Source organism: Deltaproteobacteria bacterium (genome assembly GCA_026712905.1).
Taxonomy (GTDB): Bacteria; Desulfobacterota; Binatia; order UBA9968; family JAJDTQ01; genus JAJDTQ01.
The window spans coordinates 1-22,715 of sequence record JAPOPM010000204.1 but is presented as its reverse complement, the minus strand read 5'-3'; the positions used below and the strand labels follow the sequence as shown (position 1 = coordinate 22,715).

General features: G+C 64.8%; 24 protein-coding genes. 15 read left to right on the top strand and 9 right to left on the bottom strand.

From position 1 onward, the window contains the following. From OXF11_17020 to OXF11_17005, 4 genes are all read left to right on the top strand, one after another. A partial coding sequence (locus tag OXF11_17020; GenBank protein MCY4488799.1) for a molybdopterin-dependent oxidoreductase occupies positions 1–849 on the top strand: 849 nt, incomplete at its 5' end. 354 nt (positions 850–1,203) lie between these two features. Next, positions 1,204–1,488 carry a type II toxin-antitoxin system RelE/ParE family toxin gene (locus tag OXF11_17015; GenBank protein MCY4488798.1) on the top strand — a complete coding sequence of 95 codons (285 nt, stop codon included), beginning with the start codon at positions 1,204–1,206 and terminating at the stop codon, positions 1,486–1,488. Positions 1,489–1,498: 10 nt separating this feature from the next. Continuing rightward, a complete protein-coding gene (locus OXF11_17010; protein ID MCY4488797.1) occupies positions 1,499–1,801 on the top strand; it encodes a HigA family addiction module antitoxin in 303 nt (100 codons plus the stop codon). A 229-nt stretch (positions 1,802–2,030) separates the two neighbouring features. Beyond that, positions 2,031–3,125, top strand: a complete 1,095-nt coding sequence (locus tag OXF11_17005; protein ID MCY4488796.1) for an ornithine cyclodeaminase family protein — start codon at positions 2,031–2,033, stop codon at positions 3,123–3,125. 23 nt (positions 3,126–3,148) lie between these two features. On the opposite strand, the gene OXF11_17000 is transcribed toward OXF11_17005, so the two are convergent. After that, positions 3,149–3,547 carry a VOC family protein gene (locus OXF11_17000; GenBank protein MCY4488795.1) on the bottom strand — a complete coding sequence of 133 codons (399 nt, stop codon included), beginning with the start codon at positions 3,545–3,547 and terminating at the stop codon, positions 3,149–3,151. A gap of 119 nt (positions 3,548–3,666) precedes the next feature. Beyond that, positions 3,667–4,914, bottom strand: a complete 1,248-nt coding sequence (locus tag OXF11_16995; GenBank protein ID MCY4488794.1) for an MFS transporter — start codon at positions 4,912–4,914, stop codon at positions 3,667–3,669. A 156-nt stretch (positions 4,915–5,070) separates the two neighbouring features. On the opposite strand from OXF11_16995, the gene OXF11_16990 reads away from it, so the two are divergent. The 4 genes from OXF11_16990 to lgt are packed head-to-tail and all read left to right on the top strand — an operon-like array spanning position 5,071 to position 7,976. Further along, a complete protein-coding gene (locus OXF11_16990) occupies positions 5,071–5,436 on the top strand; it encodes a hypothetical protein (GenBank protein MCY4488793.1) in 366 nt (121 codons plus the stop codon). Beyond that, entirely contained in the window at positions 5,433–6,473 is a 1,041-nt protein-coding gene (locus tag OXF11_16985; protein ID MCY4488792.1) for a cytochrome c oxidase assembly protein, read from the top strand. The genes OXF11_16990 and OXF11_16985 overlap by 4 nt, the downstream gene beginning before the upstream one ends. Further along, entirely contained in the window at positions 6,470–7,171 is a 702-nt protein-coding gene (locus OXF11_16980) for a TlpA disulfide reductase family protein (GenBank protein MCY4488791.1), read from the top strand. Before OXF11_16985 ends, OXF11_16980 begins: the two co-directional genes overlap by 4 nt. 16 nt (positions 7,172–7,187) lie before the next feature. Further along, the gene (lgt, locus tag OXF11_16975) at positions 7,188–7,976 is read left to right on the top strand and encodes a prolipoprotein diacylglyceryl transferase (GenBank protein MCY4488790.1); all 789 of its coding nucleotides are present in this window, start codon (positions 7,188–7,190) and stop codon (positions 7,974–7,976) included. A 29-nt stretch (positions 7,977–8,005) separates the two neighbouring features. On the opposite strand, the gene OXF11_16970 is transcribed toward lgt, so the two are convergent. Together OXF11_16970 and OXF11_16965 are read right to left on the bottom strand one after the other, a co-directional pair. Further along, on the bottom strand, positions 8,006–8,251 hold the full coding sequence (locus tag OXF11_16970; GenBank protein MCY4488789.1) for a hypothetical protein: 246 nt from the start codon (positions 8,249–8,251) through the stop codon (positions 8,006–8,008). A gap of 76 nt (positions 8,252–8,327) precedes the next feature. Further along, complete coding sequence (locus tag OXF11_16965) at positions 8,328–9,599, bottom strand: class I SAM-dependent RNA methyltransferase (GenBank protein ID MCY4488788.1); 1,272 nt, start codon at positions 9,597–9,599, stop codon at positions 8,328–8,330. 127 nt (positions 9,600–9,726) lie between these two features. Between OXF11_16965 and OXF11_16960 the strand changes: the two genes are divergently transcribed. Both OXF11_16960 and OXF11_16955 read left to right on the top strand, forming a co-directional pair. Then, on the top strand, positions 9,727–10,092 hold the full coding sequence (locus OXF11_16960; protein ID MCY4488787.1) for a DUF309 domain-containing protein: 366 nt from the start codon (positions 9,727–9,729) through the stop codon (positions 10,090–10,092). 54 nt (positions 10,093–10,146) lie between these two features. Beyond that, positions 10,147–11,010 carry an EamA family transporter gene (locus tag OXF11_16955; GenBank protein MCY4488786.1) on the top strand — a complete coding sequence of 288 codons (864 nt, stop codon included), beginning with the start codon at positions 10,147–10,149 and terminating at the stop codon, positions 11,008–11,010. Between the two features lie 14 nt (positions 11,011–11,024). On the opposite strand, the gene OXF11_16950 is transcribed toward OXF11_16955, so the two are convergent. From OXF11_16950 to OXF11_16935, 4 genes are read right to left on the bottom strand one after another with little or no spacing between them, the layout of a single operon-like run. Next, positions 11,025–12,323 carry an MFS transporter gene (locus tag OXF11_16950; GenBank protein MCY4488785.1) on the bottom strand — a complete coding sequence of 433 codons (1,299 nt, stop codon included), beginning with the start codon at positions 12,321–12,323 and terminating at the stop codon, positions 11,025–11,027. A gap of 19 nt (positions 12,324–12,342) precedes the next feature. Further along, positions 12,343–12,798, bottom strand: coding sequence for an outer membrane lipid asymmetry maintenance protein MlaD (locus OXF11_16945; GenBank protein ID MCY4488784.1), 456 nt, complete (start codon positions 12,796–12,798; stop codon positions 12,343–12,345). Continuing rightward, positions 12,795–13,535 (bottom strand): ATP-binding cassette domain-containing protein, encoded by a 741-nt coding sequence (locus tag OXF11_16940; protein MCY4488783.1) that lies wholly within the window; start codon positions 13,533–13,535, stop codon positions 12,795–12,797. The genes OXF11_16945 and OXF11_16940 overlap by 4 nt, the downstream gene beginning before the upstream one ends. A gap of 21 nt (positions 13,536–13,556) precedes the next feature. Continuing rightward, a complete protein-coding gene (locus OXF11_16935) occupies positions 13,557–14,327 on the bottom strand; it encodes an MlaE family lipid ABC transporter permease subunit (GenBank protein ID MCY4488782.1) in 771 nt (256 codons plus the stop codon). 16 nt (positions 14,328–14,343) lie between these two features. Here OXF11_16935 and OXF11_16930 point away from each other — a divergent pair, with 16 nt between their 5' ends. Next, a complete protein-coding gene (locus tag OXF11_16930; protein MCY4488781.1) occupies positions 14,344–15,123 on the top strand; it encodes a tRNA1(Val) (adenine(37)-N6)-methyltransferase in 780 nt (259 codons plus the stop codon). A 36-nt stretch (positions 15,124–15,159) separates the two neighbouring features. On the opposite strand, the gene OXF11_16925 is transcribed toward OXF11_16930, so the two are convergent. Further along, the gene (locus OXF11_16925; protein ID MCY4488780.1) at positions 15,160–15,633 is read right to left on the bottom strand and encodes a DUF721 domain-containing protein; all 474 of its coding nucleotides are present in this window, start codon (positions 15,631–15,633) and stop codon (positions 15,160–15,162) included. Positions 15,634–15,812: 179 nt separating this feature from the next. Here OXF11_16925 and OXF11_16920 point away from each other — a divergent pair, with 179 nt between their 5' ends. From OXF11_16920 to OXF11_16905, 4 genes are all read left to right on the top strand, one after another. Continuing rightward, a complete protein-coding gene (locus OXF11_16920; GenBank protein MCY4488779.1) occupies positions 15,813–18,566 on the top strand; it encodes a vitamin B12-dependent ribonucleotide reductase in 2,754 nt (917 codons plus the stop codon). Between the two features lie 382 nt (positions 18,567–18,948). Next, complete coding sequence (locus OXF11_16915) at positions 18,949–19,788, top strand: hypothetical protein (GenBank protein MCY4488778.1); 840 nt, start codon at positions 18,949–18,951, stop codon at positions 19,786–19,788. 564 nt (positions 19,789–20,352) lie between these two features. Beyond that, positions 20,353–22,047 carry a hypothetical protein gene (locus tag OXF11_16910; protein ID MCY4488777.1) on the top strand — a complete coding sequence of 565 codons (1,695 nt, stop codon included), beginning with the start codon at positions 20,353–20,355 and terminating at the stop codon, positions 22,045–22,047. Between the two features lie 443 nt (positions 22,048–22,490). After that, the coding region (locus OXF11_16905) for a type IV toxin-antitoxin system AbiEi family antitoxin domain-containing protein (protein MCY4488776.1) at positions 22,491–22,715 on the top strand (225 nt) is incomplete at its 3' end.

Here is a 22,715-nt window from a genome sequence, read left to right as displayed (position 1 = left end):
GACGACACCGGCACCCTGACGGTCTCGTCCGCCATGCTGGACCAGGGCGTCGGCACCTTCACCTTGCTGGAGCAGATGGCGGAGCAGGAGCTCAAGATCCCGGCCGAGAACATCAAGTTCGAGCACTTCGACACCAGCGTCGGCATCCAGGACTCCGGCTTGGGCGGCAGCCGCGGCACCCGGGTCTACGGCAACGCGGGTTACGACGGCATCATGAAGACGCGGGACGAGCTCCTGGAGGCCGGCGCCAACGCGCTGGACGCCCCCAGGGAGGACCTCGACCTTTCCGACGGGCAGGTCGTGCACAAAAACGCCGACCGGGGCATGAGCTACGGCGACGTGGTCAGGGCCAAAGGCTCGGCCATCGAGACCGAGGGGCTCTACGACGACACTTCCAAGGTCGCGGATGCCGCCATGTGCGCGCAGATCGCCGAAGTGGAGGTAGATCCCGAGACCGGCAACATCGACCTCAAGCGGCTGGTCACGAGCCACAGCACGGGCACCATCCTGAACCCGCTCATGCACCAGGGCCAGATTGAGGGCGCCAGCATGACCGGCATCGGCTATGGCCTGATGGAGCACCTCATGGTGGACGACGGCAAGGTCACCACCGCCAACTTCGGCGACTACAAGATCCCCACGGTCCGGGACGTCCCCGAGCTGACCACCCTGGTGACCGAACACAAGCGCGGCCCCGGCCCCTACAACAGCATGGCCATCGGCGAGACCGCCAACATCCCCACCGCGGGAGCCATCGCCAACGCCGTGGCCGACGCCTGTGGCGTCCGCATCACGTCGCTGCCGATCACGTCCGAGAAGGTGTTCGAGGCGCTGAGCCGGAAGGGGTAACCGGTTAGCTAACCGGAACGAACATCAAGAAGGGGCGGAACGGATTCTCGCGGCGACCCCCGCGAGGTTACGTTCCGCCCCTTCTTTTTTTGGTGCCTCCGCCACCCTCCCTTGAAACCGGTTCCCCACCCCAACGTCCATCCATCCGTGGCGCTACTCATCAGGCCTCGCCATTCATGCTGCCCCTCCATCGGTCCGTAGAAAAGTGTGGGGAATATGGCTCATCATATTTCAGAATCCGCTACACCAGCCGATTCTGGAATATGGGAGCCACTCGCCAAGGAGTTTGCGCAGCCATTTCAGAGGAGTCGCACGTTATGCTTGACGTAACGCATAAAGGTGGATAGTTTACGAATGATTGTCAGCTACCGGGACAAACGTACCAGGGACTTTGCGGAGGGTAGGCGAGTCAGGGCCTTCTCCGGCTTTGAACGCGCGGCGCGGTTGAAGCTTGACCGGTTGGAAGCAGCGTATTCGCTTAGCGACCTCGCGGTTCTGCCCGGCAATCATTTTGAGGCCATGAAAGGCGACCGGCGGGGACAATACAGCATCCGCATCAATGACCAATGGCGGGTCTGCTTCGAGTGGCCGCAGGGGTTCCCTGGACCCGCGGGCGTAGAGATAGTGGACTATCACTAGGAGAGACAGCATGGCCATCCGCGCAATCCATCCGGGAGAGCATCTGGCTGAAGAGTTGAAGGAGGTCGATATGAGCGCGGCCGCGCTCGCGCGACTGCTTGAGATACCTACCAACCGCATTACCGAGATCCTGAACGGGCGGCGCGCAGTCACGGGTGACACCGCCCTTCGGTTGGCTCATTTCTTTGGCACGAGCGCGGAGTTCTGGCTGAATTTACAGAAGCTGTACGAACTGCGGCTAGCGGAAGAGAAATCGGGCGAGGGAATACGCGCCTTGCCAACGCTCAAGGAACGCAACGTTGTGGGCGAGTGAGCGCCATGGACGCAACGGGAACTTGCAGCTAGTGCGGTGTCTGGTTAATTCGCGTCATAATCTGCGGAGGATTTTTTGTCGTCGGCAAGGCGCGATGACGAGCAGTGGCGGGCACCACGCGAGGAAGAGCAACGCAGCCGACGGCGAAAAAGACCCGCAGATTATTGTGCGAATTAATCAGACACCACACTAGGGGGTCGGGGTATTACAGACCAATCAGGAGGCAGTTATGGCATCGGTTTTGTTGTTGGGTCCGGAGGACATGAACGGGCTCATCACCATGAAAGAGGCGGTGGACGCCATGGAGCGGGGCTACCTGGACTGGGCGAAGAACCGCGAGCTGGGGGCGCTCCGGCGCCGCGTCCACTCGGTGGCCAACGCCCGGGTCACGGTGCACCAGGGAGCGCCGAATACCGCGGGGGTGACCGGAATCCTGACCCACTGCGAACACGTGATGATCCACGACAACGGCATCCAGACCTACCAGACCCGGGGGCGCCCGGTGCGGGTGATGTTCGACGGCGACAACGCCGAGCTCAAGTGCATCACGGTGGGCGAGGTGCGGGTCGCGGAGTTGCCCGACGCCAACAACGTGGTCAACGTGCAGACCGCCTGCTCCACGGCCGTGGGCATCAAGCACCTGGCGCGCCAGAGCTCCAAGGTGGTGGGGGTGCTGGGCTCCCGTGCCCAGGCGGAATGTCAGTTGCTCGCCACCAAGGCGGTGGTTCCCGGCGTCGAGGAAGCCAGGGTCTACAGTCCCAATCCGGAGAACCGCACCAAGTTCGCCGCCAAGATGACCGAGCTTCTCGACATGGAGGTGCGCCCGGTGGCCACCAACCGCGAAGCGGTCCAGGGCGTGGACATCCTGCTGTCGGTGACCAACTCCAACGTGCCCACCTTCGACGGCGACTGGCTGGAACCGGGCGTGCACCTGTGCTCCATCGTCTCCAGCAACATCGGCCTCATGCGCGGCGGCTTCATCCAGATGAAGCGGCGCGAGGTGGACGACAAGACGCTCCAGCGTTGCGACATCATCGTGTGCAACTCGAAGCGCCAGGAGATCCTGGACGAGCCCGGCGTGCTGTGGGATCCGGTGCAGCAGGGCGTCATCACCTGGGACGACGTCTGGGACCTGGGCGAGGTGCTCGCGGGGCAGGTGCCCGGCCGCACCTCCGAGGAGCAGATCAGCTTCTACAAGAACAAAGCCTTCTGGGGCGTGGGCGACCAAGTCATCGGCCGGTTGCTCTACGACCGCGCCGTGGAGAAGGGGCTCGGCACCGAGCTGCCCATCGACGGCGCGGAGTACCGGGAATCCGACGCGTAGGATCCGGCGGCTCGGGCGAAGGGCTACGTGGGGTTGTTCTTTCGTTCGACGATCTCGATGCGCACGTCGTCCGGGGCGCGCACGAAGGCGATCTTGAGGCCGGGCCGGAGCAGCCGGGGCTCGGAAAAGAACTCGGCGCCGCGTTGCCGCAACTCCGCGGCCGCCGCCTCCAGGTCGTCCACCTGCAGCCCGAAGTGGTCGAGCCCGACGTAGGGGCGGTCCGGCGCGGACGGGACGTCCTGGTCGGGCTGCGCCCTGGCGATGCAGATGGTCATGCCGTCGATGTCCAGGTCGACCCGGGGGCGCCCGTCGGTCTGGGTGGTCTCGACGATCTTCGCGTCGAACACGTCGTGATAATACTTCGCCGTCGCCTCGGGGTCCCGGCTCCTGAGGTGGATGTGGTCCTGTCTGTACCTGGGCATGGGCGTCCTCCTTGTCATTCCGGTTCCAACCTCCGTCGTTCCGGTTCTAACCTCCGTCGTTCCGGTTCTAACCTCCGTCATTCCGGTTCTAACCTCCGTCATTCCCGTTCCACCCTCCGTCATTCCCGCGAAAGCGGGAATCCGGGGGTGGAGAGGGGGTCCTTGGGCGTGTCTCCCGACCGCCATGCCAGCGGCGCCATCAGGCCCACGCTCGCGAAGGAAAGGATGGCCATGGCCTGGAACAGCGTGGACATCTCCGTGTACGCCAGCAGCAGGCCGATGCCGGACACCCCGGCGGTCTTGGCGACCTGCTGGCTCAGGCGGTCGAGGGAGATGACCCCGCCGCGCAGCTCCAGCGGCGCGTTCTGCGTGAGCAGGCTCTTCTGCATGGGCGAGATGATGCCGTTGGCGAGGCCGTAGAGCACCAGCGCCGGGACCAGGGTGCCGGTGCCGGAAGCGAAGGACACGACCAGCAGCGCGAGGCCGCTCACCACGAAGGCGCCCAGCACCAGCCGCCCCTTGTCCCACGCGCCCGCGAGGCGTCCGGCCTGGCTCGACGTCACCATGGCGCCCAGCGCGTGGAAGGAGCGCAGCAGGCCCGCGCCGGCGGTGGAGAATCCGTGGGCGCGCACCAGGTACAGCGGCAGATAGGTGAAGAAGGCGTAGTCCAGGAAGAAGCGCAGGAAGCCGGCGGCGAAGGCCAGCAGCAGGCGCGGGTTGCGCACCACCCGGGCCACGTCCTTGAGGTACTGGCCCGTCGACACCGGGGCCTTGCCGCGGGTCTCGGGCATCCACGCCCAGGCGAGCACGGCCAGGGGGATGGCGGCGGCGTAGGCGAGGAAGGGCCAGCGCCATCCCACGAGGGCCAGCGCGCCGCCCAGGGGCGGCAACACCACTTCGCCCACCCGGTCGATGAAGACCTTCAGCCCCTGACCCGATACCTCCCGGCGGTCTTCCAGCAGGTCGCCGATGAGCACGATGGTGAGGGGAATGACCGCGCTGAAGCCGACGCCTTGAACGGCCCGCAGGGCCAGCACCCACCCGAAGCTCGGTGCGAACGCCACCGCGGTGCCGGCCCCGCCGAACAGCAACAGCCCGCCCAGCAGCAACGGGCGCCTGCCGTAGCGGTCGGCGACGACCCCGAGCAGGGGAGCCAGCACGATGGCCGGGGCGGTGTAGACCGCGATGACGAGCCCGACCTCGGCGTCGGTGATGCCGAACGGCTCCAGCATGACCGGAAGGACCTGCTGGACGAGGTTCACGCCCATGATCACCAGCAGGCTCGAGGCGTAGACGAGTCCCAGGGAACGCCGCAGTTCCGGCGGCAACTCGCCCAGATCGAACAGGGAGGTCGCGGAGAATCGCATCGGGGTACTCGTTGCCCTGTCTTACGCGCGAATCGGTGCGATGGGCAAGGGCGCCTTGCCGGTCACGCGAAATCCTGCGCATATTATGGACATGGGTTTCCTTTCCACCGGGCCGGTTGCCGGGGTTGTGACGACGGCGCCATACGGAGCGCCGGCATGACGCTTTCGATCTGGGTCGGCCTGTTCGGCATCGTCGCCGGGGCGGTGGCGGCCGTGTATTTTCGTAAGCGCCTCGGAAAGCCCGAGTTCCTCTGGATGGTGGGGCTCGCGGCCCTTGCGCCGGGGTGGCTGATCGCGCTCACCGGCCTGCTCGACGGCCTTTCCGGGGAGAATCCGGACAAGGGCCTCAAGGCGTTCCTGGCCCTGTCCTCGGCGGCGGCGTTGATCGGGGTCATCGCCACCGAGTTCTGCGTGCGCTGGCTCAAGGCGCACGCGGCGTGGGCACCGCGCGTGTTGTACTGGTTGCTCGGCGCCGTGGCGTTGCTGCCGTCCTGGGTCCTGCTTCTGTGGAGGGTTGCGTGACGTTGCGGACCGTGATGGGCCGGCGGCGCGCGGACGCTCGGTCCGGCAGCGGGTTCCGGGGCGCCGGGAGTCTCGGACGCGTGGCGGCGGCCGGCGCGGTGCTGGCCGCGTTTTCGTGGCCGCGGTTCCTGATGGCTCACGGAGGAGGCCACGGCGGGCCTGATGAGCCTCTGCCGTTCGACGCGCTGATGCTGCTGTTCGGCATGATGCCGTCAGGCCTGCGCCTGGACATCATGCTGGTGCTGGCGCTGGCGGCGGGCATCTATCTCACCGGCTGGGTGCGGCTGCGGGGGCAGGCGGAGGGCGCCGCCACCGTGACCGGGCTGGTGCTCTACCTGGGCGGCATCGCCGCGCTCGCGGTGGCGCTGGTGTCGCCGGTGGACCGTCTCGCGGCGGAACGCCTCAGCATGCACATGGTGCAGCACATCCTGCTGCTGATGATCGCGCCCTTGGGCATTCTTCTGGCCAATCCCTTCCCGGTGGTGCTGTGGGGCCTCCCGGGAGGCCTTCGAGAGAGCTTCGCCGGGCTGTTTCGCGAGGGATGCCTGGGGCGGTCCGTGCTGACCGCCCTCACGGCGATGCCGGTGGCCTGGACCCTCTACGTGGTCAACCTGTGGGGGTGGCACCACCCGGCGCTGTACCAGGCGGCGCTGCGCTACTGGTGGGTGCACGACCTCGAGCACTGGATGTTCTTCGTCACCGCGGTGCTTTTCTGGTGGCCCATCCTGAACGTGGCGCCACTCTATCGCCCGACGCGGCCGCTCGGGGCAAGGGTGATCTACCTGCTGGCGGCGACGCTGCAGAACACGCTCCTGGGCATGGCCATCGCCGTGCCCGAGCGCATCCTCTACCCGTTCTACGCAGCGGTCCCCGGCCTCGCGGCGTTGAGCCCGATCCAGGACCAGGGGCTCGGCGGCGGCATCATGTGGGTCAGCGGCCACATGTACGTGATCCCGATCCTGGTGCTGGTGGCGCGCCGGCTCATTTCCGAGGACGAGGCGGCCAACGCACTGGAACACGGGAGTCTGTCGAGATGAAGGCGTTGATGTCGGTCCTGTGGCTCGTGGCGCTCTGCGCATCGGCTTGGGGGACGGTCGATGGAGAGCGCCTGCGCAAGCTCGGCTTCCTTGTGCCGGAGGCGTCCGAGGAAGCCCCGGCTTTCACCACGGTGGACGCGGCCGGGAACAAGGTCGCCTCGGAGGACTACCGCGGCAAGGTGGTGCTGCTCAACTTCTGGGCCACGTGGTGTCCGCCGTGCCGGCTCGAGATGCCGGACATGGAGCGGCTCTACCAGGAGTTCCGGGGACAGGGCCTTGAAGTCGTCGCGGTGAACTTCATGGAGACGGCCGGAGAGGTGAATGCGTTCGCCGAAGAGCAGAAGCTCACCTATCCCATGTTGATGGACCCGCGTAGCGAGATCGCCGGGGAGTACGGCGTGATGCGGCTGCCGGAAACGGTTCTCATCGGCCGCCGCGGCGAGGTCCTCGGCAAGAGCATCGGTTTCAAGCCCTGGTACAAGGACGACGTGCGTGAGTTGATGGCGGCGCTGCTGGGCAACGGCGTGGCGCTGGCCGCCGCTCCCGCGGACGGCGCCGCGGAAACGGAGCCCGCGGGCAGCTACGATTCGGCGTATCTCGCCGGCGCCGTGCTCCTGGTGATCGGAATCTACCTGGCGTTTCGGCGCCGGCGCGGCCGCGCCGGTTCGGACAGCCAGGGGGACTCCGATCAATCGTGACGGGACCCTTCGATCCATGTGGACTTTCCCCAACATCGATCCGGTGGCCCTTCAGATAGGGCCGGTGGCGGTCCGGTGGTACGGGCTGATGTACCTCTTCGGCTTCGTCGGCGGTTATTTCATCGCCGCGTGGCTGGCGCGCAAGCGCGGCCTGGCCCTGGGCGGGGAGAAGCTGGTGGAACTCATCAGCTACGTGGCCATCGGGGTCGTGCTGGGCGGGCGGTTGGGCTACGTGGTCTTCTACAACCTGCCGTACTACCTGGCCTACCCGGCGCAGATCCTGGCGGTGTGGGAAGGCGGCATGTCGTTTCACGGCGGCGCACTGGGGGCCGCGCTCGCGGGCTGGTGGTACGTGCGGCAGCAGGGGATACCGTTCTATTCCGCCTCCGACTGCATCTTCGCGGCCGCGCCGCTGGGCCTGGGTCTCGGCCGGTTGGGAAACTTCATCAACGGCGAACTGTACGGACGCACGACGGAGTTGCCGTGGGGGTTGGTGTTCCCGGGCGGCGGGCCGCTGCCGCGCCATCCGTCCCAGCTCTACGAGGCGTTTCTCGAGGGCCCGCTGCTGCTCGGGGTGCTGCTGTGGCTGGGAACGCGCACGCGCGCGCCGGGCATCGTCACCTGGGCATTCGTCGGCGGCTACGGCATCGCCCGGTTCATGGTGGAGTTCGTGCGCGAGCCCGACGCCCACCTGGGGCTCGCGTGGGGCCTGTCGCGCGGGCAGTATCTCAGCGCGGTGATGATCGCGGCGGCGGCGATCTTCTTCTGGATGACGTGGAGGCGTTCGGCGAACGCGGCCCGTTAAGACGGGATACGCGTTCGCGTGAGGCGTGGCTACTCGTCCATTTCGCCGAAGTAGTCCCTCAGGATCCGTTCTTTTACGTACTCCAGGGCGCCGAGGTCGTGCAGAATGTCGCCGCCGGTGTCGTAAAAGAAGATGTCACCGTTCTTGTTGCGACCGACAGCCATCAGCCACTCCAGCTCGTCACGGTCCTCGAGCAGGTAGTTGATGGTCTGGCTGGCGCCGTTGCTGTCGATGATGGTGACCTTCGGAGTTACCCGTTTCTTCGGCTGGGTCATTTCTTCCTCCCAGCGCGCAGTCTACACCAGCGGGCACCCTTGACTCAAGGGTCGATGGCGGCGGGGCGTGAAGCGGTTACTCCCGGACCAGTTCGGCGATGGTCTCCACGTGGAACGTCTGGGGAAAGAGATCCACCGGGCGCACGCGCCGCAGCGCGTAGCCTTGAGCCGTGAGCCGACCCAGGTCTCGCGCCAACGTCGCCGGGTCGCATGAGACGTAGAGGACCCTCCCGGCGCCAAGCGCCGCCAGCCTGGGAGCGGCCCGCTTGGCGCCGTCGCGGGGCGGGTTGAGGACGATGGTGGTGAAGCGGCGCTGCTGGCGGATGAACGCGTCCACCGCGGCCGGAACGTCGTGGCGCCACCAACGGATGTTGCGGACGTCGTTGTCCGCCGCATTGCGTCGGCCGTTGCGAACCAGTCGCGCGTTCGCTTCCACCGCCGTCACCCGCCGGGCCCGCCGGGCCGCGGGCAGGGTGAGGTTGCCGGCGCCCGCGTACAGCTCCAGCACGTCATCCTCGGCGCCGAAGCCCGCCCATGCCATCACCTCGTCCACCAGCCGGCGGTTTCCCTCCGTGTTGACCTGGCTGAAAGTGCCCGCGTCGTGAGTCAGCCGCAGGTCGCCGTCCACGATGCAGGAAAGCGCGGTCTCGCCCCATCGCTGGCGCCATCCGGGCCCCGCCATCACGATTCCCGCCGCCGGGCCGCCGACCAACTCCGCGCACGCGTCGCCGTCAACGCTCTGGTAGGCGTGCCTGCTTTTGGCCGAGAGGATGACCTGCCCCGGCCGGTCGGCGCTCAGAATCTCTACCTCCGACACCGGCGTGGCCAGACGCCCGACCCATTGGACGGCGAGCTCGATGCCGCTTTCCGTATCCGGCTCGGCGATGTGGCAGCCGCGCACCTCCACGACCTCCCGGGAGGACGCCCGGTGGAACCCGATCCGCCGCTCGCCGTCCACGTGCAGCACGATGCGGCGCCGGTAGTGGAACTCGCGGGACCCCGGCAGGATGGGGAGGAGCTCGAACCCGGCGAGGCCGCCGACCCGGGCGAGCGCGTCCGCGACGTTCCGCTGCTTGGCCTGAAGCTGCGTCTCGTAGGCCGCCTCCTGCCACGAGCACCCGCCGCAGTCACCGGTGTAGGGGCAGGGGGCCGTCCGGCGCGCCGGCGACGGTTCCACCACCGATCGCAGCCGGGCCACGGAGTAGCGCTTGTGCTCCTCCACCACGTCCACCTCCACCCGGTCCCCGGGCACGGTCAGCGGGACCAGCACCACTTTGCCGTCGCTCCGGCCGAGGCCGAAGGGGCCGTGGGTGAGCGTGTCGATGCTCAGGGCGAGTGGGGACGTCACCGCGTCACACCGGATCTCTTGTCGGGCAGGGCTTTGCCGGGCAGGGGATATGGGGTAGGAATTGAGAATTCAAGCGCGCTGGTGTTCATGGGGCTAAAACCACTGGATCGGAGGTCGCCTTTACGTCATGGAACACGACCCACGTTTTCTCGCCGCCGTCGACGAGTTCAACCGCGGGCTCTACTATGAAGCTCACGAGACCCTGGAGCAACTCTGGCTCGAGGACCACGGGCCCGAGCGCGAGTTCTACCAAGGCATTATCCAGGTGGCGGCGGGCTACTTCAAGTGGGAGCAGGAAGTGCCCCAGGGCGCCGTCAAGCTGCTGCGCTCGGCCATCCAAAAGCTCGATCCCTACCGGCCGGCGTGCCTCGGCGTCGACATGACCCGGTTCATGGCGGACGTGGAGGCCGATCTGGCGGCCATCGAGGCCGTGTGCGCCGAGGGCGGCGCCGCCCCCGAACTGCGCATGCCGCGATTGCCGCTTCCCGACTGACGCGCGGCCGGGTTCCGGGTCTCCCGTAACGCGCCGCGCGCCGGAAATCGTCCCATGGCCATCCCTGCCCAGGTCATCGCCCTGTGCGCCTCCCTCTCCTACGCCTGCGTGCTCGTCAGCTCGCGCCGGGGCATGCAGTACTCCACGCCCAAGACCGTCACGCTGATCTCGCTCATCGTCCACACGGTGAGCCTCTGGACCGCGGTCTTCTTCACCGGCGGCATTCCTTCGGTGGACACGGTGGCTGTCTACGTCTTCATCGTGGCCGGTATGCTCCAGCCCATCATCCGGCTGTGCACCTACACCGGCGTGCACCGGGTCGGCGCGTCGCGCAGCAGCCCGATACGCTCGACGCATCCCATGTTCGGCGTGTTCGTGGCCATCACGGTGCTGGGCGAGAACGGCACGGTCCTGGTGCTGGCCGGGGTGGTCTCGGTGGTCTGCGGCATCGTGCTGATTACCTGGAAGCCCGCGGCGGAGGTGCGTTCGTTCCGCTGGTGGGAGTTCCTGTTCCCGCTCACCGCCGCCTTGCTGGCGGGCATCGTCCACCCCATGCGCCGCTTTGCCCTGGCCATCTCCCACGAGCCGCTGTTCTTCGCCGCGCTGGTGGGCATCGTCTCGCTGGCCTGCTTCCTCGTCTACATGCCGTTCAGCCGTGAGCCGCTGGTGTGGGACCGCCGCGCCATGCTCCCCTTCATCGCCGCCGGCACCGCCGAGACCTGCGGCATCCTGCTGGTAATCACCGCGCTGGGCGTGGGCAGCGTCATCACGGTCTCGCCGCTCGTGGGCATCAGCCCGCTGTGGGTGCTTCTGGGAACCGTGATCTTCCTGAGGGACCTGGAGCAGGTGAGTCTTCGGACCGCGGTCGGCGCCATCTGCGTCATCGCGGGCACCGCCGCCATCTCGCTGGGCGGATGAACCGGGGATCCGGTTCACCCGCCCGCCTGCGCCTTCACCCGCGCCAGCCAGGGCTTGCTGAGGAGCATGTAGAGGCCGGCCGAGATCACGTACAGGCCGACGATGCCCAGAAGCGCGGGCTTGTAGCTCTGGGTGGCGTCGAAGATGGCGCCGGCCAGGGCGGGTCCGAACAGGCCGCCCCATTGGTAGAAGAAACCCATGTTGCCGCGCACCTTGGCGAAGTGGCGGCGCCCGTAGAGGTCGCCCACCATGGCCCAGGTCACGGGGAACACCGCTTCCACCAGGGAGAAGAGGGGCAGGACGAGCCAGATCCACAGCGTGTTCTGCGCATAGGTCAGCAGCACCAGTCCGCTGGCCGCCACCAGCATGCACACGGCCATGAGCCGGGCCTTGTTGAACCGGTCCGCGAGCGAGCCCACGATGAGGTGGGTGGGCAGGGACAGCGCCGCGAACGCGCCCAGGAACCAGCGCGTCGAGAGCTCCGCCACACCCTTCCACACCAGGATCGGCACGAAGGCCTGGATGACCGTGCTGAGACCCAGCACGCGGAAGAGGGTGGCGAGCACGAGGAGCCAGAAGGGCGAACCGCGGAAGGCTTCCCAGATGCCGACGTCGGCTTCGGCCGGCGCCGCGCGGCCCGTCCCCGGCCGGCCGGGAGCGAGCGGATCGCTCGCGGGGGTATTCCCGTCCGGAGACAGGCCCATGTCCTCGGGGGAGCGGCGCACCAAGGCCGCCAGGGGCATCCCGAAGAGCAGGAAGGCCGTGCCGGCGAACACCATCCCCCAGCGCCACCCGTAGTAATGCACCACGTAGGCGAGGATCGGCGCCAGCAGGGCGCCGCCGACGCCGATGGAGCAGCTCACCAGCGCCATGGCCCGGCCGCGGTAGCGGATGAACCAGCTATTGGCCAGCACCATCGGGCAGTGCATGAAGCCGGCGCCGAAGGCCAGCGAGACCACTCCGAGGTAGATGACGAGGAGCATCCAGTAGGACTGGACCCAGTAGAGGAGGATGTAGCCCAAGCCGGTGAGCAGGACCGCCACCATCATGATGGGACGTGGTCCGATACGGTCGATGAGATACCCGGCCAAAGGGCCTTCGAGGGCTCCTTCGGCACGGGCGAGGCCGAATACCAGGCCGGTGGCCGCGCGATTGATGCCCAGGTCCTTTTCCAGCGGCAGGACGAAGACGGTGAAGCCGTAGAAGTGGAAGCCGCCGCCGAGAAACCGGAACAGGCAGCCCACCAGCACCATCCGCCAGCCGTAGAACGACAGATGGTCACGGCACCACTGAACTGGATTCCGCAAGCGCATGCGAGCGACCGGCCCGCGCTCAGGGCGCGTCGCCCGTGATGTCGCCGCCGAGCATCCTGCCGATCAAATCGGTGATGTCGGGCGGCGATTCCGTTTCGCGGATGCGGCCGCCTTCCGGCACGTTACGGTCCGATGCTCCGGGGGAGATGGCGACGAACTTGTCGCCGATGAGGCCGCGGGCGCGCACCGAGGCGATGGCGTCTTCCTGGATGGCCACGCCCGGATCGATGCGCAAGGCGAGGCGCGCGCGGTCTTCCACGAGGGTCAGGGAGTCCACCCGGCCGACGCCGACGCCGGCGATTTCCACCGAGTCGCCGCGGCGCAGCCCCGCCACGCTGGCGAAGTCGGCGTACACGACGTATCCGGAGTTGCCGAAGGCTTCGAGCTTGCCCAGGCGGATGGCGAGATAGCCGGCGCAAAGAATGCCCGCCAACACGAAGAGGCCGACGACGACTTCCGTAGCTCTATGGTTCACTGGATCGCCTCCTCGGCATCGCCGTGCAGGAACCGCCGTACCACCGGATTTTGCGATTGGAGAAACTCCGCGGCGGGGCCGCTCTCGACGATGACCCCGTCGGCCAACATAGCGACGCGGTGGGATATTGTAAACACTTCCGGGATGTCGTGGCTGACGATGACGCCGGTGAAGCCGAGTTGGCTCTGCATGGCGGCGATGAGCTGGTGGATGCTTTGGCCCAGGCGCGGGTCGAGGCCGGTGGTGGGCTCGTCGAAGAGCACGATCTCGGGATCGGTCACCAGCGCGCGGGCGAACCCGGCGCGCTTCTTCATGCCCCCGCTGACCTCCGCCGGGTACTTGTAGCCCATGTCCTTCAGCCCCACCCGATCGAGCCGTTCCCGCACCTTCCGGCCGATGGCGTCCTCTCCGAGGCGCGTCCGCTCGCGCAGCGGGAAGGCGATGTTGTCGAAGATCGTCATGGAGTCGAGCAGGGCGGCGCCCTGGAACAGGAAGCCGAACTTGCGCCGGATCTCGTTGAGGGGCCGTTGGCGCAGGCGGGTGATGTCCGTGCCGTCCACCAGGATGCGCCCGCTGTCGGGGAGCAGCAGCGCGATCATGGTCTTGAGCAGCACTGTCTTGCCGCTGCCGCTGCCGCCGATGATGGTGGTGATGCAGCCGTCGTCGATGGTCAGGTTGGTGGCCCGGAGGACCTCCTGATGGCCGAACTTCTTGTGGATGTCGATGACCTGGATCATGAAGGGCTCCGGACCATGGGGCTACAGCAGCACCGAAGTCAGGAAATAGTCCGACAACAGGATCAGCACGAACGACAGCACCACCGCCTCGGTGGTGGCGCGGCCCACTCCCGTGGCCATGGGGAGGGCGTGGAACCCCTTGTAGCAGCACACCCAACTGATGATGATCCCGAAGGTGGAGGACTTGAGCAGCCCCTCGCCCACGTCCCGGAGCTGCACGCTCTGCTCCATGCCGGCCACGTAGCTGCCCGAGCCCAGGTCCAGCAGGCCCACCCCCACCACGTAGGCGCCGAGGATGCCGATGACGTTGAACATGCACGTGAGCAGCGGCATGGCGATGAGGCCCGCGACCACGCGCGGCGAGACCAGGTACTTCACCGGATTGATGGCCATGGAGTGCATGGCGTCGATCTGCTCGGTGACGCGCATGGAGGCCAGTTCCGCCGCCATGGCCGAGCCCGTCCGCCCGGTGACCATGAAGGCCGACAGCACCGGCCCCAGCTCCCGCAGCAGGCTCAACGCCACCACCGCGCCGAGGAAGCTCTCGGCGTTGAACTTGCGCAGGCTGTAGTAGCCCTGGAGCCCCAGCACCATGCCGGTGAACAGGCCCGAGAGCAGCACCACCAGCAGCGAGTCCACCCCGATGGCGCGGATCTGTTGTATGATGAGGCGGACCTTGGCGGGCGGGCGCAGCGCCCACAGCAGGGCGGAGCCGAGAAAGATCATGCCCCGCCCCATGCCGGCCAGATGGCCGAGGGTCCGATTGCCGATGGTGGCGAGGAGTGTGGTCATGCCTGGAGATGAGTCAATGGAATCCGGATACCTTGCCGGTACGGACCCTTCCATCTTAGACGACACGCACCCATCCGCCAAACTCGAAACCGTCGACCGGGTGTTCGACGGGCGCGTTGCCGTGGTGCAGCGAAGGGACGGCTACCGTTTCTCGTTGGACTCACTGCTGCTGGCGCGCTTCGTCCAGGTGCAGGGCGTGCGCGTCGTCGACCTGGGCGCGGGCAACGGCGTCGTGGCGCTGTCCTTGGCGGTACTGCACGATGGCGTGGAGGTGGTCGGCGTGGAGCTGCAGGAGGCCATGGTGGAGCGAGCCCGGCGCGCCGTGGATTTGAACGGACTCCGGGAACGGGTGCGGGTCGTGACGGGAGATGTGCGCGCCTTGGACAAGGAGATGGTGTCCAAGAGGTTCGATGTCGCGGTGTGCAATCCCCCTTACCGTCCGCCCAGGAGCGGCAGGGTCAATCCGGATGCCGAACGGCTGCTGGCGCGGCACGAAGTGGAGGGGGGACTTGCCGATTTCGTGCGGGCGGGGGCTTCCTTGCTGCGGCACCGGGGCCGGATGTGCATGGTGTATCCCGCGGAGCGGGCCGTGGAACTGTTCGCGGTGATGCGCGGGCACGGCCTCGAACCCAGGCGCGTCCGCTTCGTCCATTCGTTTGCGGACGCTCCGGCGACGCTGGTCCTGGCGGAGGGTGTGAAGGGAGCGCGGACCGGACTGACGGTGGCGCCGCCGCTGGTCATCTACCGTGGCGAGGACGAGTACACGGACGAGGTGGCGGCGTTGCTGAAGCCGTAAGCCTCGGCACGGTCCCGGGCTTGAAGCGGGAACGGGTCAACCCCGTTTTCTGAGGTGGTTGAGCAGCAGGCGGCGCAGGGAATCCCGAAGCTCCGGGTCGTCGATACCGTCCAACGCCTGCTGCGGGAGCCGGGTCGTATCCACGGCCGGAAGCTCCGCGGCATCGGCGGGATCTCCCCGGGGCGGCTCGGCGGTCACATCTCCCACCACGAAGAAGATGTTGGTGATCACCTCGCGTCCCAGCCGCCGGTTGAGCTTCTCCAGCATGATGTCCTTCATGTAGTGGAGCTGCTGCATCCAGGCCGCTGCCCGCACGCGCACGAAGAGGGTGCCGTTGCGCAGTTTTTCGGGGCGCGCGTTGCGCGCGATGGCCGGACCCACGGTGTCGTCCCAGACGGTCCAGACGGCGTAGTCCTCAAGGCGGCGGCTGAGGGGCAGCCGCTTCACCGTGCGGTCGACAATGTCGCCGAGCCGTTCCATCGTCCTCGGATCACTCATTCTTGAGGCCATCAACCCGCCTCCTCCCGCCGCCATGATACCCGTGGGTGTCGCCCCACATCAAGTGTGTAACAGGAAATTTTTGCTTGACAGCACTACATGTCGTGGTACATTGGGAATTCGGCACTACATCCTGACGTGCATCCTAGGGGCCGAAACAAAAACAAATTCAGACGGAAGAGGAAGCATTTATGGCCGCCAAGACCACCACCCAACCTGCTCAAACCGCCCAACCGCTGCGCGACGACGACGTTCGAGACCGGGGGCCGGGCCTCCGCGTCCGGCGCTACTTCACTAAATCCGGGGTCAACCCCTACGACGAGATCGAGTGGGAGCTGCGTGCCGCGACCATTCAGAACGAGAACGGGAACACGGTGTTCGAACAGAACAACATCGAGGTGCCCAAGGCCTGGTCGCAGATGGCCACCAACGTCGTCGCCTCCAAGTATTTCCGCGGCCCCCTGGGGACGCCCCAGCGGGAGCGCACCGCGCGCCAGCTCATCAGCCGGGTGGTGGACACCGTCACGGGATGGGGCCGGGCGGACGGCTATTTCGCGAGCGCGGACGACGCCCAGGCTTTCTCCGACGAGTTGACCCACATCCTGGTGCATCAGAAGGCCTGCTTCAACAGCCCGGTGTGGTTCAACTGCGGCATCGAGGAACGGCCCCAGTGCTCGGCCTGCTTTATCCTGTCGGTGGACGACACCATGGAGTCGATCCTCGACTGGTACCGCAAGGAAGGCGTGATCTTCAAGGGCGGCTCGGGCTCGGGCGTGAACCTGTCCAACATCCGCTCGTCCAAGGAGCAGCTCGGCGGCGGTGGCACGGCGTCGGGGCCGGTCTCCTTCATGCGCGCGGCCGACGCGTCGGCGGGAGTCATCAAGTCCGGCGGCAAGACCCGGCGCGCGGCCAAGATGGTGATCCTCGACGCGGACCATCCCGATCTCGTGGAGTTCATCAACTGCAAGGTGGAGGAGGAGAAGAAGGCCTGGACGCTCATCGAGGCGGGATACGACGCCAGCCTGGACGGCCCGGCCTACGGCAGCGTGTTCTTCCAGAACGCCAACAACTCGGTGCGGGTGACGGACGAGTTCATGCAGCGGGTGCAGGACGATGGCGAGTGGAGCACGCGCTTCGTCACCACCGGCGAGGAGTCCGAGACCTTCCGCGCCCGGGACATCCTCAAGATGATCGCCGAGGCCACGCACCTGTGCGGCGATCCCGGAATGCAGTTCGACTCCACGATCAACAACTGGCACACGTGCTCCAACACGGGCCGCATCAGCGGCTCCAACCCGTGCTCGGAGTACATGCACCTGGACAACTCCGCGTGCAACCTGGCGTCGCTCAACCTGCTCAAGTTCCTGCGCGAGGACGGCGGCTTCGACACCGAGTCCTTCCGCCACACCGTGGACATCATGATCACGGCCCAGGACATCCTGGTGGACAACTCGTCCTATCCCACCGAGGAGATCACGCAGAACGCCCGCGACTTCCGCGAGCTGGGGCTGGGCTACGCCAACCTGGGTGCGCTGCTCATGTCCCTGGGGCTGCCCTACGACTCCGACGCCGGGAGGTCCTACGCCGCGGCGGTGACCGCGCTGCTCACGGGCGAGGGATACCTCCAGTCCAGTCGCGTGGCGGACCGGCTGGAACCCTTCGGGGGCTATGCGGTCAACCGGGAACCCATGCTCAAGGTGCTCGATATGCACCGTGCCCACGCGCACAAGATCCCCTCGTCGCACGTGCCGCTGGATCTGCTCACCGCGGTGCGGGACGTGTGGGACACGGTGTGCGAGGAAGGGGAGGAGCACGGGGTACGGAACTCGCAGATCTCCGTGCTGGCGCCCACCGGCACCATCGCCTTCATGATGGACTGCGACACAACCGGGGTGGAGCCCGACATCGCCCTGGTGAAGTACAAAAGGCTCGTGGGCGGCGGCATGCTCACCATCGTCAACCACACCGTGCCACGTTCGTTGAAGCGGCTCGGTTACGATGACAGACAGATCCAGGCCATCGTGGAGTACATCGACGAGCACGGCACCATCGAAGGGGCGCCGAACCTTCGCGAGGATGACCTGCCGGTGTTCGATTGCGCGTTCAAGCCCGCCAACGGCAGCCGCTCCATCCACTACATGGGGCACATCCGGATGATGGGCGCCACCCAGCCGTTCATCTCGGGCGCCATCTCCAAAACCATCAACATGCCCGCCGACGCCTCGGTGGACGAGATCGCCAAGGCGTACGTGGAGGCCTGGAAGCTCGGCGTCAAGGCCGTGGCCATCTACCGGGACGGTTCCAAACGCACCCAGCCGCTGAGCACCAGCGGCAAGAGCGATGCGCCGGCCGAGAAGGGCGACTGGCGGCCCATGCGCCACAAGCTGCCCGACGAACGCCGGTCCATCACCCACAAGTTCGACATCGCCGGACACGAGGGCTACATCACCGCCGGCATGTACGAGGACGGCAAGCCAGGCGAGATCTTCATCACCATGTCCAAGGAAGGCTCGACAATCTCGGGCCTCATGGACTCCTTCGCCACCGCCATCTCCATGGCCATGCAGTACGGCGTCCCCCTCAGGGTCCTGGTGGACAAGTTCAGCCACATGCGCTTCGAGCCCTCGGGTTTCACCCGGAACTCGGAAATCCCCATGGCCAAGTCCATCATGGACTACCTCTTCCGCTGGCTCGCCACCAAGTTCCTCGACGGCAAGGCCCAGACCGAGGTCGGCGTCGTCTCACGCGACACCGAAGAACTGGCCGAACCCGTGGCCCTCGCCCCCGCGCCCAAGCGCACGGACAGCGCCGCCAACGGCTACAGCATCGCCGAAGGCTTCTACCAGCAGGACGCCCCGTCCTGCTCCGACTGCGGCGCCATCATGGTCCGCAGCGGCGCCTGCTACAAGTGCATGAACTGCGGGTCGGTGAGTGGGTGCTCGTAGGCTTGGCAAGTCTCTTGGGCAAGAGATAGCCAGTGAATTGGGAACAGATCAAAGCCCTTAACTCGATATGGTTGCTTCGACGGAAGCCCTCGATGCTCGGAGGAGCCGGGTAAGGCTGTGGGTAACTCGGCCGGCGTCTCTCTTTGTTTCCAGAGGTGACGTTGGGCTCATTCTCTCCATCGGAACAGGGGTGATCATATCACTGGTTCTCTCAGAGAGGCACCGCAAGGGGCAATCACTGCAGTCAGACTCATGACCTGAAGCTCGTAGGTTCAAAACCTGCCCCCGGCAACCAAAATCCCCGTTATTCCAACAGGATAGCGGGGTTTTTCTTTTCCGCATCGTTTATCCAATTGAAGTTAGAGCGCGAGGAAGTATCGCGATGCTGGAGTTCGAAGGAAAGTGGCGGTATGACAGCCCTGGCTCTGTAGAAACAGAGGTGGTTTGTGCGTTCCGAGAATTGATTGACAGAATTTGCACTCAAGGGTCGCGGAAGGGGATTCTGGAGCATTTCAAGTCCCATTTCGCTTTGGCAGCCGGAGTTCCACACTCCACCAGCAGCGACGAGGGCTGGGCATTAACGGATCTGTACAACGTGATGACTGAGGCATCTAAGAATGCGCCTTTGTTCATTGAAGCTTTCTACAATGCCTGCGAGGAATTGGACCGACGCCATCCCGAAATGGAAATGCCCGGAGTCGGACGGATTAACGGTGTCTTGACCGAAGCTGGCTCGGGCTTCCAGATAGACCCGCCGAAGCTTGTTGCCACGCGGGTGCATGTACCAATTGCTGTGCCGGATGAAGTGCCATCTCTGGACATGCAGGCCAAAGCAGTGATCGAAGAAGCCTTGGAGGCTTCGGAACGAGCGCTCAGCGAGGGTAATGGGCGGCAGGCGGTGCAGGAGGTACTGTGGCTGTTGGAGACCATCTCTACAGCGTTCAGAAGTGAGAAGATTCTGGATGGCAGCATCCACGGTCCGTACTTCAACAAGATCATCGACGAGCTCCGCCGGCGTGGAGAAGGACATCAAAAGGAGATTCTGCGGTGGATGATGAGCTTGCATGGCTATCTGTCATCGCCAACAGGAGGCGGGGTTCGCCATGGCACTGATCTCAATGAAGGATTGGAGCTCGGGATCACCGAGGCACGCCTTTACTGCAACCTCATCCGGAGCTATCTCACATTTCTGATCGCAGAGCATGAAAGACTTCAACGGTGAGCTGTTCGACGCAAGGTTCGGCGAGGTCCCTGGTGTCGAATTCCAACTGGTCCGAGGAGTCAATCGGTGGCCAGTGAAGAATTTAGAGGGAGGTTACACAGGGGCTTGTAGGGTAGGTCGATGCTGGAGAAACGACAAACAGAGCGACAGAACCGCGCCAAGACGCGCACAGATTGGAATGAGTCCGCTTACAGTATGCTTACGTCAAGGATTGAACCGCTTTAATGCTCATAGTTCATGATCTCTATAAATGATAAGTATATCAAATAGTTATGAGTAATTCCAGAGGTCGATACATGGTCGGTGTGGACGTCGGCGGCACCGAGGCTCTGGAAGGCTACGGCCCGGGCCGAGATCTCCAACACAAAGAACAGTGCAACCACTTTCACTGGGCTGGAGTTCACCTCCGCGCTCAAAGACGCCTACGGTGCCATCTCTCTACGGAGGGCAGGGGCGGATGGCTGGACCATATCTTCATCAAGCGGCCTATCGTCGAACCGCAATGTGGTTGGCGGACGACCGGCAAGCTGGTTTTCGTTGTGATCGAGAGGAGTTGACGCAACGATGCCCGGCGAAGCGGAAGAAGTGCGGCAACGTCCCCCGATAGACGACAGTTCGCCGGTCGTGCTGCACGCCCGTTATACGACCTTCGTGATGCTGATAGTCAGCGGGTTGGTCGTGGTTGGAATTCTCGTCGAGGACATTTCGCGACTCAAGCGCGCTGTTGATGACGCCGAAACCATCCAGGGTTTGATGAATCTGTGGAATTCGGCAACACGTGACGAGGATAGCCCTATCTCGGTTGCCCACATACTGGCCGGACCTGCGTCCGAAATGCCGGACGAGAAGGCGGCATTCCGACTGAGACTCGCGCCTAGGGGCGATCGTAAGGGCTCTGCTGCGATTGCGTGTAGGGTCGACCTCGACCTTGGTCAGCGCTTCTTTGTTCCTGAGAAGGGACCGGTCCAGCAGATATTGGTGGGTCCAAGCGGCAAGTTCGAGTCCGGCAGCGAATTCAAAGTTGGGTGGCGGGGGATTTCGGGAGACCGAATGTGGACCGAATGGTTCCTGAAGCAACCGCCCTACAACCTTCGGAGTTACTCTCGGTTCTGGGATATCTTGGTGTCAAGTGGTGGTAGCGCGCGTATCGACACCGCAGAGATTGAGAGAAATTTAGCACGGGGAATTTCGGCATTCGATCAAGGAATTACAATGCACGGTGTACCCACTCCTCCAGATAAAGAGGGTCCTTATTGGCTGATCACGGCTAGCCCGCACTATCAGGTCGTACATGTCAAGATGCTTCCAGACGATAGTCGACCCGAAGAGAAGGAAACCGCGATCGCTCCGGTAGGCAGGTATGTGAGACCAATGAACTGGAGTGGAGATGCTCAACCGCTAAGGATCATGGTCTTGAGGACAACGGAGTGGAACGACGAAATCCAGGATTGGAAAGATGAAGGATTCGATACCGCCGCTGTCAGCGTATGCCGTGGAAGTGGGGGCTCTGAATCAAGAACTTATCCCGTCGTCTTCCCGGTGAAGCTGTGGACAGAACGGTTCGCCTGGACGGATGCGTGGATTGATCGGGCCATCGCGCACGGTCATCTGTCGAAGGAGCTCCGTCCGAAGATGAGCAACAAGCTGCGGCTCCCCTTCGCGCAAGCCTTCGCCGATCTGCACCTCGAGGTGGAAGATCTCGAAAGCCTTGAACTAGACGCCCTGCACGGGTGGTTGCAGGGCCGTCTCGATAGGCGAGGACGGAACATCGAGGTCGCGGGTATAGGAATTCCGCGTCCCCTGCTTAGCTCGTTGGGCTTGTTTCTCATCATAGTGTTCCAGGGCTACGCGGCGCGGCACCTGTCGGAAGCAGCATCTCGGATGAAGTTCAGCGCTGACGGCGACCCCGGCGCATTCCAGGCCTGGATCGTGCTGTATGACGGATTGCTTTCCCTATCTGCAGCCATTTGCATTGTTGTTGCACCAACCGGGGCCGCACTCATCGTTGTGTGGGTCCTTTATGAAGGAGGTTTCTGGACACCCTACGTCTTTGCAAGCGGATCCGGACTCATCGCTTCTCTGATGCTCACAAGTTACTCCGTCCGGAGCCTCCTGCGGCTGCGCATTGAGACGCAGCGGCACCGGGAAACCGCGGCGAGGAATCGTGCCGAGCAGAGTCTGTGCGAGGCTGGGGCGGTATCCGCCGGGGCCAGGCACGGTTCCGAACACGAAGCGGATCCACGATCCAAACTCGAATAGGGCGAGCGCCTGGAGTCAGCAGGGGTCGATGGCATGAAGACGCTACCGTTACTGCGCCAATTGCGGCTTTCTATCGCCAAGCTAGCCAGTAATCCAGGGTTACCTGTAGCGGACAACTGTATATGTCCCATTTGTGTCAATCGAAAATGTCCCACATTGAAGATTGCGAGGACGTGTACGTCGGGCCAGTCTGTTGGCAAAAGCCAACAGGAATGGAGCGGCGAACCGATGCACGGATGGGAGACAAGGATGCTGTTAAGGCACTATCTGGAACGAGGCGTGACCAGGGCGGAACTGTCGCGACGGTTTGGTGTGGATCGACGGACGATCCATCGATGGGTAGGTGTTGGCTCAGTAGGCCAGTCAGCACGCGCTTTACCCAGAGTAGAAGAAGTGATACTAAACCTCAGAATGTAGGCGGTTGGTTCCGTGGATTGGTATCAATGGCGAAAGCAGGCACACAGCGCGATCGGGCGATCGAGTTTCTGCGAGCGCGCGGCATCATCCGCCTTTCCGAGTTCAGGGCTGCCGGGATCACCGCAGCCACGATCAGCCGCTTGGTCGGGGATGGTGAGGTCCTCCACCTTTCGCGCGGGCTTTACCAACTGCCGGACGCGCCTCTTGAGGCGAATCATAGCTTGGCCGAAGCCGCAAAGCGTGTTCCCAAG